The organism is Empedobacter sedimenti (assembly GCF_030005555.1).
GTDB lineage: Bacteria > Bacteroidota > Bacteroidia > Flavobacteriales > Weeksellaceae > Empedobacter > Empedobacter sedimenti.
In genome coordinates, this window is record NZ_JASCQG010000035.1 from 1 (window position 1) to 2,861 (window position 2,861).

The 2,861-nt window shown below is 25.7% G+C and carries 5 protein-coding genes; 3 read left to right on the forward strand and 2 right to left on the reverse strand.

From position 1 onward, the window contains the following. Positions 1 to 115: 115 nt before the first annotated feature. From QHG34_RS15725 to QHG34_RS15735, 3 genes are read left to right on the forward strand one after another with little or no spacing between them, the layout of a single operon-like run. Positions 116 to 319: a hypothetical protein gene (locus tag QHG34_RS15725; RefSeq protein ID WP_282631171.1), complete on the forward strand. Its 204-nt coding sequence runs from the start codon at positions 116 to 118 to the stop codon at positions 317 to 319. Then, a complete protein-coding gene (locus QHG34_RS15730; RefSeq protein WP_282631173.1) occupies positions 319 to 828 on the forward strand; it encodes a J domain-containing protein in 510 nt (169 codons plus the stop codon). Before QHG34_RS15725 ends, QHG34_RS15730 begins: the two co-directional genes overlap by 1 nt. A gap of 6 nt (positions 829 to 834) precedes the next feature. Next, positions 835 to 1,602, forward strand: coding sequence for a hypothetical protein (locus QHG34_RS15735; RefSeq protein ID WP_282631174.1), 768 nt, complete (start codon positions 835 to 837; stop codon positions 1,600 to 1,602). A 40-nt stretch (positions 1,603 to 1,642) separates the two neighbouring features. On the opposite strand, the gene QHG34_RS15740 is transcribed toward QHG34_RS15735, so the two are convergent. Continuing rightward, positions 1,643 to 1,927, reverse strand: coding sequence for a hypothetical protein (locus QHG34_RS15740; RefSeq protein WP_282631175.1), 285 nt, complete (start codon positions 1,925 to 1,927; stop codon positions 1,643 to 1,645). Between the two features lie 194 nt (positions 1,928 to 2,121). After that, a partial coding sequence (locus QHG34_RS15745; RefSeq protein ID WP_282631176.1) for an IS3 family transposase occupies positions 2,122 to 2,861 on the reverse strand: 740 nt, incomplete at its 5' end.

The following is a 2,861-nucleotide window of genomic DNA, read 5'->3' on the forward strand; positions in this document are numbered from 1 at the left end:
AAATTGCTCTGTTTCATAATTATCCCTAAGTTAATAAACTATATTTTTAAACGGTCCGGTTTTTAGGGAAGATTACACTCCTATTAGTTTATTTTCAAAATCTTAAACAAAATATATGAGTAAAGGAATCTTAATTTTAATTAAAATAATAATGACAATTATTGTAATTGGAGTTATTGCAATTTTAAAAGCAGCTGGTATGCCTATTATTATAGTTAATATCATTGGTATAGCTATAATTTTTGCAATATGGAAATACAAACCATCTAATAATGAAGGCACTAGTATAGATGCTAATCAAACTTTGAATAAAAATTAATGTTTAAAGATTATTATAAAATTCTTGAAATTAATATTAATGCTACCGATGATGAAATTAAACAAGCTTTTAAATCATTAGCTAAAAAATGGCATCCTGATAAAAATCCCGAGAGTGATACGACACAGGTTATGCAAGATTTGAATGAAGCAAAGTTAATTTTATTAGATAAAGAAGCTAGAAGTAAGTATAATATAGAATATTATAATTTCTATGAATTTGTAAATAATAAACAGGAAAATACGTATAGTTCTGATACGAATAGAGAAAAACATACCCAATCATCATACGAAACCTATCAAAGAGAATATCAAATTAAAGATGATATTTTAAAGAAATGGATGAACAATGCCGAAGAGCAGGCAAAAGAGATAGTTAAGCAAACTATTAGAGATGTAAAAGGTGTAACTGTAGCTGCTTCTAAAGGATGTTATACAGGTATCATTAATGCAATTGTATTTGTTATTATTATGTTTATTTTAGGTCTAATTATTAATATGTTTAGATAATTATTGATGAGGTATAATATTTTATGTATTCTATTCTTTATTTTAATTTCATGTCATAATAACAATGATAAATTAATTGAACTTAAAGAAAAGGAACTAAGCTTAAAGGAAAGGGAACTTAAATTAAAAGAAAAAGAATTATCTCAAAATTCTGATACAATTAATTCGAATAAAAGTTTTGATACGGTTAATGATTCAAAGCCAATTGTGGTTAAAGATTATTCACCCGAAAAAAAATTTATGGATTGGGAAAATATTCTAAAATCAAGAGGAAATTTTGATTATGTATCTGAAAAAGATTGTAAAAATAAAAAAAGGATGTTCCAATTATATGAGAATGATAAATATCCGATGCATACTGTAAGTAAGAATATCATAGACTTCAACTATAATAATGACAATATTAAAGATTATGTAATAAATTATATGCTAGAAAATTGTGTTGAAGGAAATGGCTGGAATTCGGATTTCATTTTTATAACATCTGAAAACAATGAACTTATCATAAATGAAAAATTAACCAATAAATTAAAAACTGCATATTTTAACTATGTATCTAAAAATTTTGGTACCGATAGTTATGTTTATAAAAAAGATAATTTCATTGTTACTAAATCTCTAAAAATTAACATGATATCTAATCAAGAAGCTTATGGAGAATTTAATTTATTAAGGGATGGAAGTTCTTGTTGTCCACAAATATCAGGTAATTTCATATTCAACTTAAAAACATTTGCTTTTAGTACTCATAATATGACTAAGAATGAATATTAAAAAAAAAAATCCCTTTTAAACAAATAAAAGGGATTTGTTATTATGCTGCTTTTGGGTATTTAATTGGTAAGCCCCAAAATTCTTCTTTAATTGATGGAAGAATACCTCCTGAATATTCAGAAATGTATTTTTTTATTAATCTATATATAACATCAGAATCAATATCAATAGTACAAATACTATCGTGAATCGTAAAAATTGGTATTTCTGGATGTACTTCACTAATCTTTTTTGTTACAAAATCAATAACGCAATCAGCTTCTATGTGCTGTAATAATTTTGGGAATTTTTTATAAGCATCTTTATCATCAGATTCTGTTTTCAAAATAACTAATAGTTCCCAAAATTTTGGGAATTTACAAGACGTTTATTTAAATGAAAATGAAATTCAAAAAATTAGAAATTTAGATTTAAAAAGTATCCCTGATTTAGATTATTATAGAGATTGCTTTATTATAGCTCTTAGGGTTGGATTGAGATATTCTGATTTGGATATCCCCCTAAATTTTCCAGTATAAGTTAAGCTACATATTTTAAAAATTGTAAATTATTATTAAACTCAAAAATAGTTTTATAATTCAAAGCTTTATGTCTTCTATTTCTGTTATACCAAATTTCAATATACTGAAAAATTTGGTTTTTCATTTTCTCTCTTGTAATTAATTTATTTCCATAAATCATTTCAGTTTTTAACGATTTAAAGAAACTCTCAGCCACAGCATTGTCCCAGCAATTCCCTTTCCTTGACATGCTACGGATAACACCATAAGAATCAAGCATATTTGCAAACTTCTTTGACGCATATTGTATTCCTCGATCAGAATGAAATAGCATTCCTTTTTTAATCGATCTATTCTTTATAGCCATACGCCATGCTGATAAAGTTGTATCTTCAGTACTCATCGTATTGCTCAAACTCCAGCCAATGACCTTTCTATCGTATAAATCGATAATTGTTGTTAAATATAAAAATCCTTCTTGAGTTTGAATATAAGTAATATCTGATACCCATTTCATAGAAGGTTTTGAAGCGTAAAAATCTCGATTAAGAAGATTATTTACAGTTAAATAATTATGTTTAGAATTTGTTGTAACTCTAAACTTTTTACTTAATTTACTTCTTAAACCAAGCTCTTGCATATATTTAGCAACTGTTTTAACTGATATTCTGTAACCTAAAGCATTTAATTCTGAATGAATTCGAGGACTTCCATATCTCTGCTTGAATTTAAAATATAGATACTTTATTTTATCTAGCA

Excerpts from the sequence above, each read along its gene's own strand:
- QHG34_RS15725 (WP_282631171.1), top strand. The coding sequence starts at position 116 with ATGAGTAAAGGAATCTTAATTTTAATTAAAATAATAATGACAATTATT.
- QHG34_RS15730 (WP_282631173.1), top strand. The coding sequence starts at position 319 with ATGTTTAAAGATTATTATAAAATTCTTGAAATTAATATTAATGCTACC.
- QHG34_RS15735 (WP_282631174.1), top strand. The coding sequence starts at position 835 with ATGAGGTATAATATTTTATGTATTCTATTCTTTATTTTAATTTCATGT.